General features: G+C 66.0%; 14 protein-coding genes and 1 pseudogene. 7 read left to right on the top strand and 8 right to left on the bottom strand.

From position 1 onward, the window contains the following. Positions 1-13 precede the first annotated feature (13 nt). On the bottom strand, positions 14-658 hold the full coding sequence (locus G6N51_RS06425) for a polysaccharide deacetylase family protein (RefSeq protein WP_083175512.1): 645 nt from the start codon (positions 656-658) through the stop codon (positions 14-16). An 89-nt stretch (positions 659-747) separates the two neighbouring features. Here G6N51_RS06425 and G6N51_RS06420 point away from each other — a divergent pair, with 89 nt between their 5' ends. The 6 genes from G6N51_RS06420 (at position 748) to G6N51_RS06395 (ending at position 7,256) form a co-directional block, all read left to right on the top strand. After that, positions 748-1,389, top strand: coding sequence for a TetR/AcrR family transcriptional regulator (locus tag G6N51_RS06420; protein WP_083175510.1), 642 nt, complete (start codon positions 748-750; stop codon positions 1,387-1,389). Continuing rightward, positions 1,386-3,206 carry an alpha/beta fold hydrolase gene (locus tag G6N51_RS06415; protein WP_083175507.1) on the top strand — a complete coding sequence of 607 codons (1,821 nt, stop codon included), beginning with the start codon at positions 1,386-1,388 and terminating at the stop codon, positions 3,204-3,206. Before G6N51_RS06420 ends, G6N51_RS06415 begins: the two co-directional genes overlap by 4 nt. Positions 3,207-3,362: 156 nt before the next feature. Beyond that, positions 3,363-4,508, top strand: a complete 1,146-nt coding sequence (locus G6N51_RS06410) for a serine/threonine-protein kinase (protein ID WP_232078219.1) — start codon at positions 3,363-3,365, stop codon at positions 4,506-4,508. Between the two features lie 324 nt (positions 4,509-4,832). Continuing rightward, positions 4,833-5,246 carry a hypothetical protein gene (locus G6N51_RS06405; RefSeq protein ID WP_142275226.1) on the top strand — a complete coding sequence of 138 codons (414 nt, stop codon included), beginning with the start codon at positions 4,833-4,835 and terminating at the stop codon, positions 5,244-5,246. A gap of 131 nt (positions 5,247-5,377) precedes the next feature. After that, a complete protein-coding gene (locus G6N51_RS06400) occupies positions 5,378-5,725 on the top strand; it encodes a hypothetical protein (RefSeq protein WP_083175501.1) in 348 nt (115 codons plus the stop codon). Between the two features lie 79 nt (positions 5,726-5,804). Beyond that, positions 5,805-7,256, top strand: coding sequence for a serine/threonine-protein kinase (locus G6N51_RS06395; protein ID WP_083175498.1), 1,452 nt, complete (start codon positions 5,805-5,807; stop codon positions 7,254-7,256). Positions 7,257-7,260: 4 nt separating this feature from the next. On the opposite strand, the gene G6N51_RS06390 is transcribed toward G6N51_RS06395, so the two are convergent. From G6N51_RS06390 to G6N51_RS06380, 3 genes are read right to left on the bottom strand one after another with little or no spacing between them, the layout of a single operon-like run. Further along, positions 7,261-8,262 carry a tocopherol cyclase family protein gene (locus G6N51_RS06390; protein ID WP_083175495.1) on the bottom strand — a complete coding sequence of 334 codons (1,002 nt, stop codon included), beginning with the start codon at positions 8,260-8,262 and terminating at the stop codon, positions 7,261-7,263. Continuing rightward, a complete protein-coding gene (locus G6N51_RS06385; RefSeq protein ID WP_083175492.1) occupies positions 8,259-9,416 on the bottom strand; it encodes an alpha/beta hydrolase family protein in 1,158 nt (385 codons plus the stop codon). The genes G6N51_RS06390 and G6N51_RS06385 overlap by 4 nt, the downstream gene beginning before the upstream one ends. Then, on the bottom strand, positions 9,417-10,670 hold the full coding sequence (locus G6N51_RS06380; RefSeq protein WP_083175489.1) for a cytochrome P450: 1,254 nt from the start codon (positions 10,668-10,670) through the stop codon (positions 9,417-9,419). A gap of 87 nt (positions 10,671-10,757) precedes the next feature. Here G6N51_RS06380 and G6N51_RS06375 point away from each other — a divergent pair, with 87 nt between their 5' ends. After that, entirely contained in the window at positions 10,758-11,210 is a 453-nt protein-coding gene (locus tag G6N51_RS06375) for a VOC family protein (RefSeq protein ID WP_083175486.1), read from the top strand. 528 nt (positions 11,211-11,738) lie between these two features. Here the strand turns inward: G6N51_RS06375 and G6N51_RS06370 are convergent. The 4 genes and pseudogenes from G6N51_RS06370 to G6N51_RS06355 form a co-directional block, all read right to left on the bottom strand. Then, positions 11,739-12,491 (bottom strand): hypothetical protein, encoded by a 753-nt coding sequence (locus tag G6N51_RS06370; RefSeq protein ID WP_083175480.1) that lies wholly within the window; start codon positions 12,489-12,491, stop codon positions 11,739-11,741. Between the two features lie 10 nt (positions 12,492-12,501). Beyond that, positions 12,502-12,642, bottom strand: a pseudogene (locus G6N51_RS29600) (integrase core domain-containing protein); the annotation flags it as partial. Positions 12,643-12,658: 16 nt separating this feature from the next. Next, positions 12,659-14,221 carry a serine/threonine-protein kinase gene (locus G6N51_RS06360; RefSeq protein ID WP_083175477.1) on the bottom strand — a complete coding sequence of 521 codons (1,563 nt, stop codon included), beginning with the start codon at positions 14,219-14,221 and terminating at the stop codon, positions 12,659-12,661. A gap of 279 nt (positions 14,222-14,500) precedes the next feature. Continuing rightward, the gene (locus G6N51_RS06355) at positions 14,501-14,923 is read right to left on the bottom strand and encodes a hypothetical protein (RefSeq protein ID WP_083175474.1); all 423 of its coding nucleotides are present in this window, start codon (positions 14,921-14,923) and stop codon (positions 14,501-14,503) included. Positions 14,924-15,089 lie beyond the last annotated feature (166 nt).

Raw genomic sequence — 15,089 nt, 5'->3', positions numbered from 1 at the left:
CGCTTGGGCCGCCTCAAACCGCCGTGAGGTGATCGACGGGTGTGCGCATCTCACCGCGGAGGATCGGCACACAGTCGTCGGGGAGGTCGGTGGTGACCTCGAGACCGGAATCGCTGAGTTGATCGAGAAAACCTGGTAGACGCTCCATCGCGCCGGTGGGCAGGTCGTGCAGTACGACCACGGTGTGCTGCTGGTTGCGGGTATCGGCGAGCGCCCGGCTGACCCATCCGTCGGGGTCGGCCCAGTCGCGCGGGACGCTGTTCCACAGGACGCAGGTGTACTTCTGCGCGAGGAGGTAGTCGACCGCCGTCGGATTTAGGCAGCGCCGTTCGAGTGCGCCTTCCGTTCCCCACGGCCTGAAGTAGCGATCGGTATTGCCGAAATCGTCCAAAAGCTGTTGTGTGCTGAGGATTTCGTCGATGGTCTGCGCCGGGGAGAGCTCGCCGAGGGGGCGGCCGTGGGTGAAGGAGTGATTGCCGATCCGGTGCCCCGCACGCACGGCCCGCTCGAGTAACCGATGTCCCGCCGGCGAGCGGACATTCTCGCCGACGACGAAGAAGATGGCGGGCATCTGACGCTGGGCGAGGGTGTCGAGAACCTGATCCGTGACGCCGGGTGTCGGGCCGTTGTCGAAGGTCAAGGTGATCTTGGGTCGCATCGATCCCTAGCGTATCGCGCCCACCCTTGCCTGACTGATCGATCAGGCAGTATTGTGACCGAAAGCGGACGTGAAGAGACGAGGCGACGTTGACCGCGACAGTGTCCAAGCCAGAGGAGCCCGCCGGCCCCGCGGCCACCGCCGGTGACGCCCGACAGCGAATCCTGCAGAAGACGATCCAGTGCTTCTGCGCGTACGGCTACGAAAAGTCCTCGATGAAGCTGATCTCGACCAAGGCCGGCGTCTCGCAGACGCTGCTGCACTATCACTTCGAGACGAAGGAAAAACTCTTCCAGGCGGCGATCGACGACATGGCCAAGCGATTGTTCGCCACGGCCTCCGCCCAACTGCCGCGCGGGGCGTCGGTGCGTGATGATCTGACCGAGGCGGCCAATCTGATGTACGCCCTGTTCATCGACAACGTCGACGCGGTCACGTTCATGGTGGAGTTTGCCGCGGCGGCCAACCACAACGAGTTTTTACGCACCGCGTATGTCGACTATCGCGATACGCAGCGTCGGCAGCTCGCCGGGGCGCTTCGCCATATCGCCGGTGACGATGTGCCGCAGCGCTTGATCGACGAGTCGGTGCGTCTCTTCGAAACCGTCCTGCTGGGCATGTCCATGCAGCGCCCGTTCGTTTCGGACACGTCGGGCTTCCATCGCGACTTCGACGTGTTCGCCCAGATGCTCGCCGCCCGCATCACCGAAGGATTGGAACCCAGGCGATGACAAACATCACCGATCAGGCAGTGCCGCCGATGGTCCAAGACACGGTGACCGGATCCGGCGGTAAACGGATCTTCGTGCGCCGCTACGACAATCACCACGCCGACTACGTCTTGGTGCTGGTGCACGGCACCGCCGGCAACAGCGAGAGCTACGACGCGTTCGCCGAGCACATGCGCCGCAATTATCGTGCGGCCGTCTATTCGTTCGACCTGACCGGGCACGGCCGCACCGAAGGCGCGCCCGGCGTGTTCAGCTTCGACGCCTTCCTCGAAGACACCAGGGCGGTCACCGATTACGCGGCGCGGCGCACTTCACTGCCCGTCGTCCTGCACGGTGCCAGCCAGGGTGGGGAAGTCGCATTCCATGCGCTCGACGCGTGCCCGGACGTGACCGCCGGTGTGTGCATGAACATCTTGTTGAACCACGAGGCGCCGATGAGCCCGGCGATCCGGCTGTTCCAATCGCGCCCGGCGAAGTGGGCGGCCGAGGCGATCGGTGATCGGCTGCGGGTGCCGCTGCGGCGGGTGATCGACTTCAAGGCCGCCTACCAGGAAGACCCCGGGCTGCTCGACGCCAAGAAGAAAGACCCGTTCTACGTCTGGCGGTACGGGCTCAAGAGCTACCACTCGGTGTTCAACTACGTGCCGCCAAAACCCGCCGCCGCCAACACAAAGCCCGTCCTGATCACCTGCGGGGAGCACGACGATGTCGTCGGCGCCGAGCACTGCCGAGCGTGCTTCGAGCGGATCGGCGGGACCAAGGATTTCTTCATGATGCCCGGTGGCGGCCATCAGCTCATGCTGTTCGACACGATCGTCTACACCCGCGTGATCGACTCGTGGATTCGGGAACGCGTGCTCGGGCACGCCCCGTCGTGGGAGCCGCCGATCGAACCCGAGGAGCGACGCTTCTTCGAGTTCCTCGAGCGGGAATGGGCCAACGATGCGACGGGCGAGCCCGAGTACCGCTATTCGATGATCGATCGGGTGCTGATGCGGATCAGCAACGGCACGATCGAGCGCGGGGTGCGTTACTTCTCCAACGCCGAGGTCAGCGACCAGTGGCGGTTCACCGCCGAGCTCGTCGGCGAGATCGACTACGCCGCATGGGAGTTCCTGCGCCACTACCTCCCGTCGATAGGCGATCGGCGCCCCAGGATGGCCGTGGTCGGCTGCGGCGGTGGTGGGGCGATCGGAGGATTGCTCGAAAGATTTCCGGAGTTGGGCCAATGGGACATCGTGGGCGTCGATGTCGACTACAAGTCGATCGACGCGGCCCGCAAGCGTTTTGCCGGCCAGGCCGGGGTGACCTTCGTCGTCGGGGACGCGCGTAACCCGGAGGTGTTGGGGGACAATCGATTCGACCTGGTCTACCTGCACGGCGTGCTGGACCACTGCACCGAGCACCGCCGCCTGATGGACAGCGTGTTTCGCGCGCTGAAGCCGGGCGGGCGGATGTTCTACGTCGCACCGGATCGCAACCTGTGCACCTGGCTTTGTTTCGTGACCGTCGGGCCGCTGTTCGTGTTCGGTCTGCACAAGCCCAACCACGACTTTCGCCGGTTCCCTCGCCCCGCCGAATTGAACACCATGCTTGCCCAGGCCGGTTTCGAGGCGCTGCCCAGGCGGGGCCGGCCGGACGCCCCCGCCATGGTCGGGGTCGAGTACAAGACGGGGATGAACCCGTTTCCCGTCAAGAGGTCGGTACGCGATCGCGCGCTCGGCGAGGACATCTTCGAGTACACCGAGCCCAGGTGGTGGTTGAGGAACGGCTTCGTCGGCGAGTACGCGGGGGCGGTGCAGAAACCGCGCGGATGACGTGGTCTCCCGTTGTTGACCGCCCGTCGGCGTTTCGATCTGCGGGCGTGTGGTTATTCGGAACCAGCAGGGCAGTCAGCTTTCCGACAGGAGATCGACACGGACCTCCCAGGAACTCAGCCTTACCGCGGCCAGGGCAGTGACGGAGTGCTTGTGGTGCCGGGCGGGCGCCTTGGCGACGGTCGGTACGAACTGCGCGGGGTCCTGGGCCAGGGTGCGATGGCCGAGGTGCGTGACGGTTGGGATCGGAAGCTGAACCGGCCCGTCGCTATCAAACTCCTCTATCCGGGAGTGGCCGACCGGCCGGACAGCCGCTTGCGGTTCGACGCGGAGGCGCGCGCGGCCGCGCGGCTGACGGGTCGGCACGTCGTGGTGGTCCACGACGTCGGCGAGCATCACGGGTTGCCGTTCATCGTCATGGAGCGGCTGCCGGGCGTGTCGCTGGCCGACCACATCGCCCGCGGGCCGCTGCCCCCGGCGTTCGTGCACGCCGTCCTCGTCGGCGTCCTGGACGCGCTGGCCGAGGCGCATCACGCCGGCATCCTGCACCGCGATGTCAAGCCGGGCAACATCCTGTTCACCGCCACCGGCGAACCCAAGCTCGCCGATTTCGGCATCGCCAAGACGTCCGGCGCCGCCTACACCAGGACGGGCGAAGTGGTCGGCAGCATGGCCTATCTGAGTCCCGAGCGGCTGACGTCCAAGCCGGCCACGGTCGCCGACGACCTGTATGCCGTCGGCGTGGTGGGTTATGAGGCGCTGACCGGGCGTCGGCCGTTCCCGCAGGAGGACTTGGGTCCGCTGGCGCACGCGATCCTGCACGAGTCGCCGCCTCCGGTTGCCGCGCTGCGCCCGGACGTGCCACCGCCCCTGGCCCCCGCGATCGAACGGGCGATGGCGCGCGATCCCGCCTGGCGGTTCGACCAGGCCGGCGCGATGCGCGCCGCGCTCGCGGGCAACCACCCCCAGCCCAGCCCCGTGCGCCCGCCGACGTTGGTGATGGACGCCCCGGTCGTCGCGCCGATGACCTACACGTACGTGGGCGCGCCGCCGGAGCCGGCCACGCCGCGGCGCAAGTGGTGGGTGGCGGCGATGGTCGCGGCCATCCTGCTGGCCCTGCTCCTGTTCGCGATCGACCCGCCGTTCTCGGCGCCGCCGCCGACGCCGGTCAACACCACGACCACGCCCGTGCCCCCGCCCACGACGACCACCACCACGCCCACCACGACGATCGAACAGGCGGAGCCGCCGGCTCCGCCGCCGCACCCCGGCAACAAGCACAAGGGCGGGCACGGGCGCTGACTTGAAAACGCTTCATCCAACGGCGAGATAACCGCCACGTTTTGGGTGTTGATTTCTTGCCGGGTACCAGGGGCGTCTGAGTGACTGGCAGGCGCGTGACGTGCGGCCTACGCTCGCGCTGTGCGGCACCCCGGAGGGTGGGGACCAATGCCAGGTTTCGGCGGGCTGCCACCTAATTCACCCGCTACCGGTCCTCACCCCATCCATATCCCGCACACCTTGGACCACAAGTGGCCGTTGCTAGGCGAGATCCCCGAAGAATTCGAAGGGCCACGCGAATGACGACCGAGGCCGACGACTACCAGCTGTGACAATGGAGACACCGTGACACAACCCGATGACCGGCGTCTTGGTCACGACGAAGCCGAGCGCAACGCACAGGATCGTTTACGTAGGCGGCTGTTATTCGATGCCGTGGGAAACTGTCTGCCAATGGCGCACGTCACATCCGTCATGAGACGCGAACAACTCGCCGACACTGTCGCTGCGCAGCAGGAACTGGTGCTGCGGACGATTCGATCCCTGCTCGACGACGGCCTCATGAAGATCGGAGACATACTCGGCGCTTCCGATGAACGAGTGGTGCCTTGGGATCTCTCGATCGATGCCGCCATGGATCGCCTCCGCGACCTTTTCGTCGGCCACTACGACGAGCCCACGCTCTGGGATTTGGCGGTCTGGCTCCAATTGACACCCGACGGCGAAAGACTGGCCGAGTCGCTGCAAGGCGGGCAGTAGTTCGGCCGATGAGCGCAGCGTGCGCCACGGGCCCGCGCCGCCGCCGCACCCCGGCAACAAGCACAAGGGCGGGCACGGGCGCTGACGTCGATATGGGATCGGTAGTCGGCCGGCCGGTGTGTGCTTGCGACATGAACAAGAAGTGGGTGGCCGGCGCGTTGCTGACCGCCGGCATCGGGGTGGGGCTGGCCGCGGGTGTCGCGCAGGCCGACCCCTATGGCCACGTCGGCGGCAACTGCCCGGCCGGGCATACCTGTGGCAAGTGGTGCCCAGGCGAGCGCGTCCCGGACAACTTCATCAGCTGGGACGTGGGCGTGTGCCACCTCTATTACTACGACTACCGCGGGGTCATCGACGCCGACACCGGCGCGGTCTACGGGTGGCCGAGCGGCCCGATCAACGCCACGCCGCGGGCGCCGGCCGGCCCGCCGAACTTCAACTGCGGCCTGTTCTGGTGCCCGGTGCCGCCGCACGCGTGAGCCGGCGCACGTTAGGTCGGCGGCGGATTTGGGAACCCGGCGGGCTGGACCTGTTCGACGCACCGAAAGGATTTGCCCATTGACCTCGCGGCTCCGCACCCGCCTCGGGCCCTACGAGCTGCGCTCGCTGATCGGGACGGGCGCGACGGGCGAGGTCTATCGGGCGTACGACACGGTTAAGGACCGCACGGTCGCCCTCAAGCTGCTGCCTGCCGAGATGGCCGCCGAAACCGGCTTCCAGCAACGCTTTCGTCGGGAGTACGCGATCGCGTCCCGGCTACCGGAGCCCCACGTCATCCCGGTGCACGACTATGGCGAGATCGACGGCGTGTCGTTCGTCGACATGCACCTGGTCGAGGGCGGCAGCCTCGAGGACCTGCTGCGCGAGCGGGGGCCGCTGGAGCCGCCGCGGGCCGCGTCGATCGTCGGGCAGGTGGCGCGGGCGCTGGACGCCGCGCACGCCGCCGGGTTGGTCCACCTGGGCGTCCGGCCCGAGAACGTGCTGCTCACCCCGGATCACTTCGCGTACCTCGCCGACTTCGGGGTGGCGCACGGCGACGCTTCTCGTGCGTATATGGCGCCGGAACGCTTCACCACCGGCCGGGTCGGGCCGCAGACCGACGTCTACTCGCTTGCGTGCCTGCTCTACGAGTGCCTCACCGGTCAGCCGCCGTTCGAGGGCGCCGACCCGGCGGAGCTGAGGAGCGCGCACCTGTTGTCGCCGGCGCCGCGGCCCAGCATCATGCGCCGCGGTATCGGCCGGGCCTTCGACGACGTCATCGCCCGCGGCATGGCCAAACAGCGCTCGGCGCGGTTCGCGTCCGCGGGCGAACTCGCCCGGGCGGCCAGCGAGGCCGTGTCCGAGGTCTACGAGCCGGTCGCGGTCGGCGCCGGGGCGGGGCCGCTGCGCACCCGGCCCTTTGAGGCGGTCTATCCCAATCCCGACGACACCGGCTTCAGCCCGTATCCGCCCGCCGAGCCGCCGCGACCTTCGCGGCCGCCGCGGCCGTCGCGGCCGGAGGGTTGGCCCGTCGGCGGCCGGGGGGCGTTCGTGGTGACCGCGGCGGCGGTGCTGCTGGTGCTCGCCGGGCTGATCGTGGCGCTGGTGTCGGCGTTTGTCGACCATGGTGCGCGGCCGCCGCAGCCTTCGAATGCCTCGCCGGCGCCGTCGAGCGCGCCGCCGAAGACGCCGACGCTGTCGGCTCTCGTGCGGGGCGCCGACGGGCTGGGGTTCGTCGGCGAGCCGGCGCGCTGCGACCCGGGCAACCCGCCGGCAGCCGTGGTGCGCACCGCCAAGTCACTGGCGGTGGTGTGTGAAAACCTCAGCGGCAGTTACTACTACCGCGGTGAACGGATCCGCGACGGCGCGCACATCGAGCTGTCCAACGCCGAGCGCGTCGGGGACGGGTTCGATGTCACCAACCCGGTCAATGGCGTGCGCTACGAGGTGCGCCCGGATCGGTTGCGGATCATCAGCTTTGGGCACGTCGATTCGTCGGAGCCCGTGTTGCAGTACGCGACGGGGTCGTGATCATCTAGGCCGGCCGGCTGCCGATCTCCAGGCCGGCCAGCTCGCAGGTGCCGTCGAACACCACTCGGCCGTATTCCCGCACCCGGCAATGCAATCGGCCGGCGAGGTGCTCGAAGTCGGTGTCGATGTTGCGCCGCTGCGCGGGCAGCGGCACCGGTAAGACGTGCGGATCCGCGCCGGTGCCGTCTCCGTCCAGCTCGATGTGGTAGCGCAGTGTGCGTGCCGACACGGCCCAGTGTCCGTCGCCGACGTCCGAGCGTACGGGCGCCGGCGGGGTTACCCGGATGACGCGGTCACCGAGACGCACGACGACTCCGGTGACGTCCCTGCGGATTGGGCCGAGCTGAAGAAGGCCCCCCGAGAACGCGACCGAGACGTCGGCGTCGCCGAAATCGTGCGCCTGACCCCACCACCAGCGCTCGGGGAAGCCCGCGCCCCAGTTGCGTTCCGTATAGAGCCGGGCATCACTGAACGACCAGGTGTCTCCGCCGAATTCGACTGTGCCGGTGGCTTTTCCGCCAAGACGGTAGGGATGCCAGTATTGGTTGAGAAACGGGACCGAAGAGAAGCCGCCGCCTCCACCAAAGGCCTTGGGCCACTTGAAGGGATCGGCGAAATGCAGGTCTAGGCGGACGCCGCCCAGGTCGATCTGGAGCCGATCGAGGCTCGCCGCCAAATGGCAGTCGGGAAAATTCCCAGCGTGCACGGAGAACGTGGACGATTCGGCGTGGGCACCGTCCATGGCCGCGGAGCGCACCATGCCGCCGGGATGCAGAGCGACCGCGACGGTCGCCCAGTCGCCAGCCGGGTGCCTGTTCACGCTGCACAGCGCGACGACGACCCGACCCGAGGCGGCATCGGTGAGGCGCCAGAACCAGCCCTCCATCTCGGTCCCGTGCGAAGGAACCGGATCGCCGAAGGGCACGTCGGCACCGGTGCGCCGATACGCATGGACGAGCGGCTTGGCCGTATTCGTCGCTATCCAGCGCAGGTAGGAGGCCGTCATCTCTTGTCGGCCAGCCCCGACTGCACGAGCGCGGCGTCGATGAAGCGCTGCACCGGCCGCGAACGGAAGAATCCGGTGTGACCGCCTGGGTACCACTGGATTTCGGGTTTGCCCCAGTGCTCCCAGAGTCGGGTGACCTGGTCGCGCGGGTGCACCAACCGGTCGGCGAGCCCGGCATAGATGAAGCGGCCCTCTTTCGGCACGCGTGGGGTCAGCGCCAGCGGCGAGATCATCCGGCCGAGGGGCTTGGCCGAGTTCATCGTGTGGCGCAGGGCGGCGTGGCCGCTGAGGCCGGCGTGGCGGCCGACCAGATTCACCAGGTCGACGGCCGGCACGCCCAGGATCGCGCAGGTGAGGTCGTCGTCGAGACTGGCGACCAGCGACGAGATCAGACCGCCGAGCGAGATGCCGTTGACCCCGATCGCGGCGTCGGGCTGCTGCGCGCGGATCCAGGCGATGAGGCGCCGGATGTCCCAGACCGCCTGGGCGGCGCCGTGGACGTCGTCGAGCACGTCCTCACTGGGGAACTTCGGTCCGCTTGCCCGTGGGCCGTGCAGGGGAAGCACGGGAAGCACGACGTTCAGGTCGAGGTCCCGGTACAGGTGCCAGGCATGAAACAGCATGGGGTCGAGCGCGGCCCGGCCCATCTCGGCGCCGTGGATGCAGACCAGCCAGGGCCGCGGCCGGCGGTGCCGGAACATCAGGGCGTATTCGCGCTTGTTGCCGGAATAGCTGAGCCAGCGTTCCCGGCCGGGTTCGCCGTCGAGGGGCGCGTAGTCGCTGTCGAAGGACAGCCGCTCGTAGTTGCGCCCCATGCTGCTGACGCGTTTGACCATCACGTCGGTGAGGGGTGGGGGTGGGGCGAAGAATCCCTCGGGGTTGTCGAGCCAGCCCTTGTCTTTGTAGAAGTCTTGTGCGGCAAGCACTTCGCTGTCGATGCGGTCGAGCGTTTCGGCGTCGGGCGCTCGGCGCAGCAGGCTGAAGCCGCTCAGCAGGATTTCGTCGCGGAATGCCTGCGCCGCGAGCGCGATGGTGGGCCGGGCGACCGGTAGCTCGTCGGGCTGACGATCCAGGTAGGTGCCCCAGGAGCGGGCGTAGAAGCCGCCGGTGCGGGCGAACGGACCCAGCATGTGCGTCATCGGGTTGGCAGGCATCTAGTCTCGCTTCGCACCGGGGGTGAAGGTGACCGGCAGTGTGCCCAGGCCGGTCATGCTCGGATTGCCGAGGTATTGGTGGACGTTGTCGAGGTCGACCTGGTAGTCGGGGATGCGGTCGAGGACGGCTTTCACCATGACCTCGGACATCAGCCGCGCCAGGTGTGAGCCGATGCAGCGGTGCGGCCCAAGTCCGAACGCGACGTGCCGGTTGGGCGCGCGGTTCAGGATGATCTCGTCGGGGTTTGCGAATTCCTTTTCGTCGTGGTTGGCCGAGAGCCAGCTGATGACGACTCTGTCGTTCTTTCTCAGGTGTTGGCCGTCGAGTTCGACGTCGTGAGTGACTGTGCGGCTGAGGGTTTGGTTGACCGAGAAGTAGCGCAGGAATTCGTCGGTGGCGGTGCGGTAGAGCTCGGGGTGGTCGATGAGTTGTTGCCTGAGGGCCGGGTGGGTGCCCAGGTGGTGGAGCGTGAGCGCGGTTTGGGAGGTGGTGGTGTCGACGCCGCCGCCGATGAGGTTCCACAGGATGTTGAGCAGCTGTTCGTCGGTGAGACGCTGGCCCTCGAACTCGAACTGGATGAGGAAGCTGGTCAGGTCTTCGTCGGGCTTGGCCCGTCTGGTGGCCGCGTACTCGAGGACCTCTTGCATCATGTTCGGGACTTTGGCGATGGCCTCGAGGTACTGCGGGCTGTCCTGAGGGACGGCCATGACGGAGTGGAAAAGGTTGGCATACAGGTGCCAGTTGTCGAGGGGCAGGCCCATCAGCTTCATGGTGAGGATGGCCGGGACCGGGCTGGCGTAGTCGAGGACGAGGTCCATCTGCCCGTCTTCGATCTTTTGGTCGAGGAACTCATGGGCTTTGTGTTCCATGAACGGCTTGAGTTTCTGGACGGCGCCGGGGGAGAAGAACGGGGCCAGCGCGTGTCGGAGGGCCTGGTGGTAGGGGCCGTCGACCTCGCCGATGCCCAGGGCCGGCTGGCCTTCCGGGCGCGGGACGCCCATCTCGCCCTGGTAGTCGACGCCGTCCGCGGCGTGGGGCTCGTATTTGTGGGCGAAGGTGTCGCCGTCCCTGGCCGTGCGGCTGACCGCGTCGTAGCTGCTGAGGAACCAGAAGCCGCCGTAGTTCTCGTTCCAGGCGACGGGGCATTTTTGTCTCAGCTCGGCGTTGATGGCCAGCTCGTTGAGGTTGAACGCGTCGGAGTGGTGGTCGAAGTCGACGATGGCGTCGTCGGTGACGTCGGGTCGGGTTGTCATCTGGTCCGTCCTCCACCGTGCCGAGCGCTCGGCTATCTGCACTATCTTTGCATTATTACGCTCGTCGGTTCTGCGAGAAAGGCCGCGATGAGTAGTCACCGGACGACCTTCAACCACGTCGGATTGTGTGTCTCCGATCGTGAGCGGTCGCGGCGGTTCTACGAAAATGTGCTCGGGTTCCAGTTCTGGTGGGAGCTCGATCCGCCCGACGGTCCCACCGCCAAGCTGGTGCAGCTGCCGGAGCCGCTCGGGGTGCACGCGACCTACTTGGTGCGCGACGGGTTTGTGCTCGAACTGATGGACTATTCGAAGCGTCAGGTTCATGTTGGCGGGGAGCGCGTCATGGATCAGGTTGGGCTGACGCATATTTCGTTTTCGGTGTCTGATCTTGCTGGGGCGTTGGCTCGAGTGGCGGAGTTTGGGGGAGCGGTGGTGGACGGGACGGTGACCGAGGCGATGGCGATGATTCGCGATCCTGATGGGCAGCTGCTGGAGTTGCTTTCGGACGGGTGGCTGTCCGCGCTTCCGCCTCGGCCTTAGCCAGGTTATTGCCGTGTAGTTTTGAACGACTCTTGCAACACGCCAACGTGGGCATCGATCACCGCCTTCGCCGCGCTCCGGCACGAGCGGACATGCGCGAAGGCGCGAGTGCCCGCAAGGGTGTGACGTGTCAACGGGCGTCGAGCCGCCTAGGTCGCCCATCGGCTCAAGGTTTGACGTTCGACGCTGCTCGGACGACGTCCCACCAGGTCGAGACAATTGGCGCCCCGTCACGGACCTTCGATGTGAGACGCTCGAGGTCGATGGAGCCGGCCCACGTAGGCAGATGTTCGACGAACTCAAGATCGGCAAGGAAGTAGATGTCACCGCGAGGGCTCGGGTACCCGGTGGCCAACAAATCGCCTGCCGTCGCTGGCCGCCAGCGCGTTACCTTTGCTACGCGAGCCACATGGAGGGAGCCGTTCCGGTTCTCGTACAAGATGAGAAGCTTGGCGCCAAGTTCTCGCCCACCGATTTCGACGGCGCCAACCCGATCTCCCGCACGAATGTTGTACTGCTGCAACCGTTCTATCCGTCGAAGGTGCTCAACATTTCGGACGAAACCGAGCAGCACATCCGAATCCGCAGGAGGCGAACCTCATCCATGGTGTCCCAGTGGTATTGCGGTCGGCCAGCCTTATCCACCATTGGCGCCCAAAGGAACCCGCCATCGCGTTCTTTCGCGTAAGTGACGTTTTGATTCACCCACCAGACCGAAGCCTGTCGTCCGAGGAAGGTGACCCCTTGCTCGGTGAGTTCACCTTTTCGATCGATGAGACCGCTCTCACGGAGAAGTTCTCGGTAGCGGGCACCTTGCGATTCGAAGGTTCGGTCCGATTGCCATTGGTCGGAATTCGAATGCTCCGCTAGCGCGCGCCCGAGATCGTCATTGGACCAGCCGGCGGTGATGTCACGCACAATTTGAAGAGCGATTCGGGCGTCGTCAGCCAGCTCAGCGCTACCAGACAGCTGGTCACGAAGGACGCCGGCCTGGGCCTCATCGACAATCCAAGGATTGGCGGGGTCAACGTTTTCGGCGTACGTGATACCTGATGCGGTCAGCTTGAACCTGCGCGCGTCCTCCACCAACAGATCAAGCATTCGCGCGAACCGGAGACAATCACTGGCCCGCGCTTTGGGGTTCTCAACTGACTGCCCAGACTTGAAGAGTTGCGTTGTATGGTCGCCCAGGAGTTCTTCGATACTGGCCGAGCCAAGCTCGTGAAGGCGCGCGAGCAGCAGATTGCCATAGCTGAACTTGAGGGTCGGAATGGCCAGCACGATCTCAGGCTAGCAATTCGTCACGCAGCCGGCCGTTGAACGACTCGATCCAGGCGTTCTGCCACGGCGACCCTGGATCGATGAAAAGTGAGCCAGCACTGTGGAATCGGCACCAGTCATGCACGGCGTGCCCCACGAACTCCGGGCCGTTACGCCTGGTTTATGAATCAGTTGTACGCCGTACTGCCCTCGACCGGATGTGTCGTGCTGACGATCTTGGCCGCGCAGTGGTCCCGGTCGAATCCTTGTACCCTGCACCACGCCAGTGCGCCCGCGGAGTCCGCGAACGTGATACCGGCGACCGTCACCCAGAAGTCCGGCGCTGAGAATGTCGACCAGTCGCCCGACCAAAGGAGCTTCACGTTGGGGTATCGCTGCCTCAACTGAAGATGCTCTTGGAGTGTCATCGCGTTGTCCCACACGTGGCCGTTGTCGAAGACCCCTGGACGCTTGGAACTGAGTTGCGGCACCCAGTGGTCTGCGAGTCGCGCGCTCACCCAGGGGCGGTCGTCACTTGCGATCTGACGCAGCTCTTGCGCGGGATCTTGTGGTGCAGGGTTCGCGGTGGTGGATCGCTGGCTTGGCCTTAACGTCGAGGACGACTCCGCCGGATACGAGGTGGGTACCGGGTTGGTGTAGGGCACCACCGAAGAGGTGGGGGACTCCGAGTCGTTGGAGTCGCGGTGCGCGAGTAGTCCGATGACCACCCCGACGCCGCCCACCAAGGCCACCGCTATCCCGATAGAGACCCCCACGATGAATTGTCGTGAGCGTCCTTGGCCGGTGCCAGGGATCGGCGTCGGACCCGTTGCGGGATAAACGTATTGCGCATTGAACGGCGGAGAGCTGGGAGGCCCGTTGATGTATCGGGGCGCAAGCAGCGTGTCCGCGAGGGGCGGTCCGGATGGTTCTGCGGACAGAGCCCGCTTGGCGGCGCGCCCCAGGGCGCCGGCACTCCCGTAGCGGTCATCGGGGCACTTTGCCATGCCGCGCGCGATGACCTCGTCGAAGGCCGCGGGAACTCGTCGATTTACGGCGCTCGGTCGTGGAGGTGGCGACGAGATGTGCGCCCCAATGACCTGCTGGGCGCTGTGCGCTGGGAACGGCTTGTCACCGGTCAGCGCCTCGTAGAGGACGCACGCCAATGAATAGACGTCAACCGACGCCGTCACTTCCTCGTCGCCAAATCGTTCCGGGGCCATGTAATCGAAGGTGCCGACCTGATACCCCGCCATCGTCAGGTGCGTATCACCCTTGACTTCGGCGATCCCGAAGTCGACCAAGTACGCAAAATCGTCGCGCGTGACGATAATGTTCTGTGGCTTGACGTCGCGATGGATGAGTCCCTCGCCGTGGGCAGCGTCCAGCGCCGCCCCGATCTGGCCGACGATGTCGGTCGCTCGCTCCGGTTCGAGTGGGCCCTTCTCGAGCATGTCGTGCAACGTCTGTCCCCGAACCAACCGCATGTCGATGTACAGGACGCCGTCGATCTCTCCCCAATCGTGGATCGGGATGACATGCGGCTCCTGCAGAACCGCCGCGGCGTGCGACTCCCGCAGGAACCGTGCTCGATACGTTTCGTCCTCGGCGTACCGGTCCGTGAGTAACTTGAGCGCGACCGTTCTGTCTTTCTTGGTGTCGTATGCCTCGTACACCTCGCCCATACCGCCCTGGCCGAGCAGCCGCCGGATCTGGTACCGCCCAAACGTCCCGCCGAGGAGTGACGTCACAGCACACTTCCTTATCTTCGCTGCGAACAGTGTCCGTCCAATTGACTCCCGTTACGGAGCAGTTTGCCCGGGATGAGTTGGATTTATGCGATAAAGGCTCAATGGCAGCGCTGTTCTGGACAAAACGGCGCTGCCGGCTGACTCGCCTTATGCGGACATCTGATTAATGAAAGGCGACGACACAGAACCGGGTCCTTTGCCCGGAGCATGAGCTTTCGAGCGTCACGGCGCACACGCCGGCGATGAGATCAACCGCAAGAACGATGAACTGCGCTCGCCCTAGGCCCGCTTGAACCACAGTCCGCCGTAGGGCGGTCGAGAATTGGACTTGATACAGATTTGATGGGCGGTCATCAGAGCGGCCTGGCTGATAGCGCCGGAGGCTTCATCGGAAGCGCCTGACCACTCGTGGGGATGCAAGTCATGCAGGTTGAACAGCGGCCCCCCGTCGCGAGGCGTGACTTCCCCCGTCGACCTATTCACATCGACGTTGCCGTGATCGAGATGGATGCACCAGAGGTTGTCACTCTCGGCGAGTCGCTGGAGGAATGTCCGCAACTCCTGGACGTCGCCGAACGTCGCCGTGTAACCGGCGTAGCCGTCAAGGCGAGTGACCTGGTAGGCGCCGCCCTGCAGGGTAGGCGTCTCAAGCTCGTAGCCGAAGCGGCCCAACTCTTCGTTGAGTTCGTCGTCGATGCTCATATCACCGCGAGGTTAGCCCGATTCCGCCACCGATCGTGAAAATCGGGGGAATCAGATCCGAGGCATGGCTCTCGTCCCCGGGGGGCATTCGGCTCGAGGTTCCTGGCCAGTCTGGGGCGCGCGTCCGGCTCCGACTCGCAGGCGCTCCGACCGAACGCGTGGGCCG

This window comes from Mycobacterium paraseoulense, from assembly GCF_010731655.1.
Taxonomy (GTDB): domain Bacteria; phylum Actinomycetota; class Actinomycetes; order Mycobacteriales; family Mycobacteriaceae; genus Mycobacterium; species Mycobacterium paraseoulense.
Note: the sequence above shows the minus strand (reverse complement) of the source record. Positions and strands in the feature narration are given on the sequence as shown.

What these genes read in the sequence shown, in the direction of transcription:
- G6N51_RS06390 (WP_083175495.1), bottom strand. Translation starts at nt 8,262, where the DNA reads ATGACGGCCTCCTACCTGCGCTGGATAGCGACGAATACGGCCAAGCCG.
- G6N51_RS06355 (WP_083175474.1), bottom strand. Translation starts at nt 14,923, where the DNA reads ATGAGCATCGACGACGAACTCAACGAAGAGTTGGGCCGCTTCGGCTAC.
- G6N51_RS06425 (WP_083175512.1), bottom strand. Translation starts at nt 658, where the DNA reads ATGCGACCCAAGATCACCTTGACCTTCGACAACGGCCCGACACCCGGC.
- G6N51_RS06415 (WP_083175507.1), top strand. Translation starts at nt 1,386, where the DNA reads ATGACAAACATCACCGATCAGGCAGTGCCGCCGATGGTCCAAGACACG.
- G6N51_RS06385 (WP_083175492.1), bottom strand. Translation starts at nt 9,416, where the DNA reads ATGCCTGCCAACCCGATGACGCACATGCTGGGTCCGTTCGCCCGCACC.
- G6N51_RS06375 (WP_083175486.1), top strand. Translation starts at nt 10,758, where the DNA reads ATGAGTAGTCACCGGACGACCTTCAACCACGTCGGATTGTGTGTCTCC.
- G6N51_RS06400 (WP_083175501.1), top strand. Translation starts at nt 5,378, where the DNA reads ATGAACAAGAAGTGGGTGGCCGGCGCGTTGCTGACCGCCGGCATCGGG.
- G6N51_RS06380 (WP_083175489.1), bottom strand. Translation starts at nt 10,670, where the DNA reads ATGACAACCCGACCCGACGTCACCGACGACGCCATCGTCGACTTCGAC.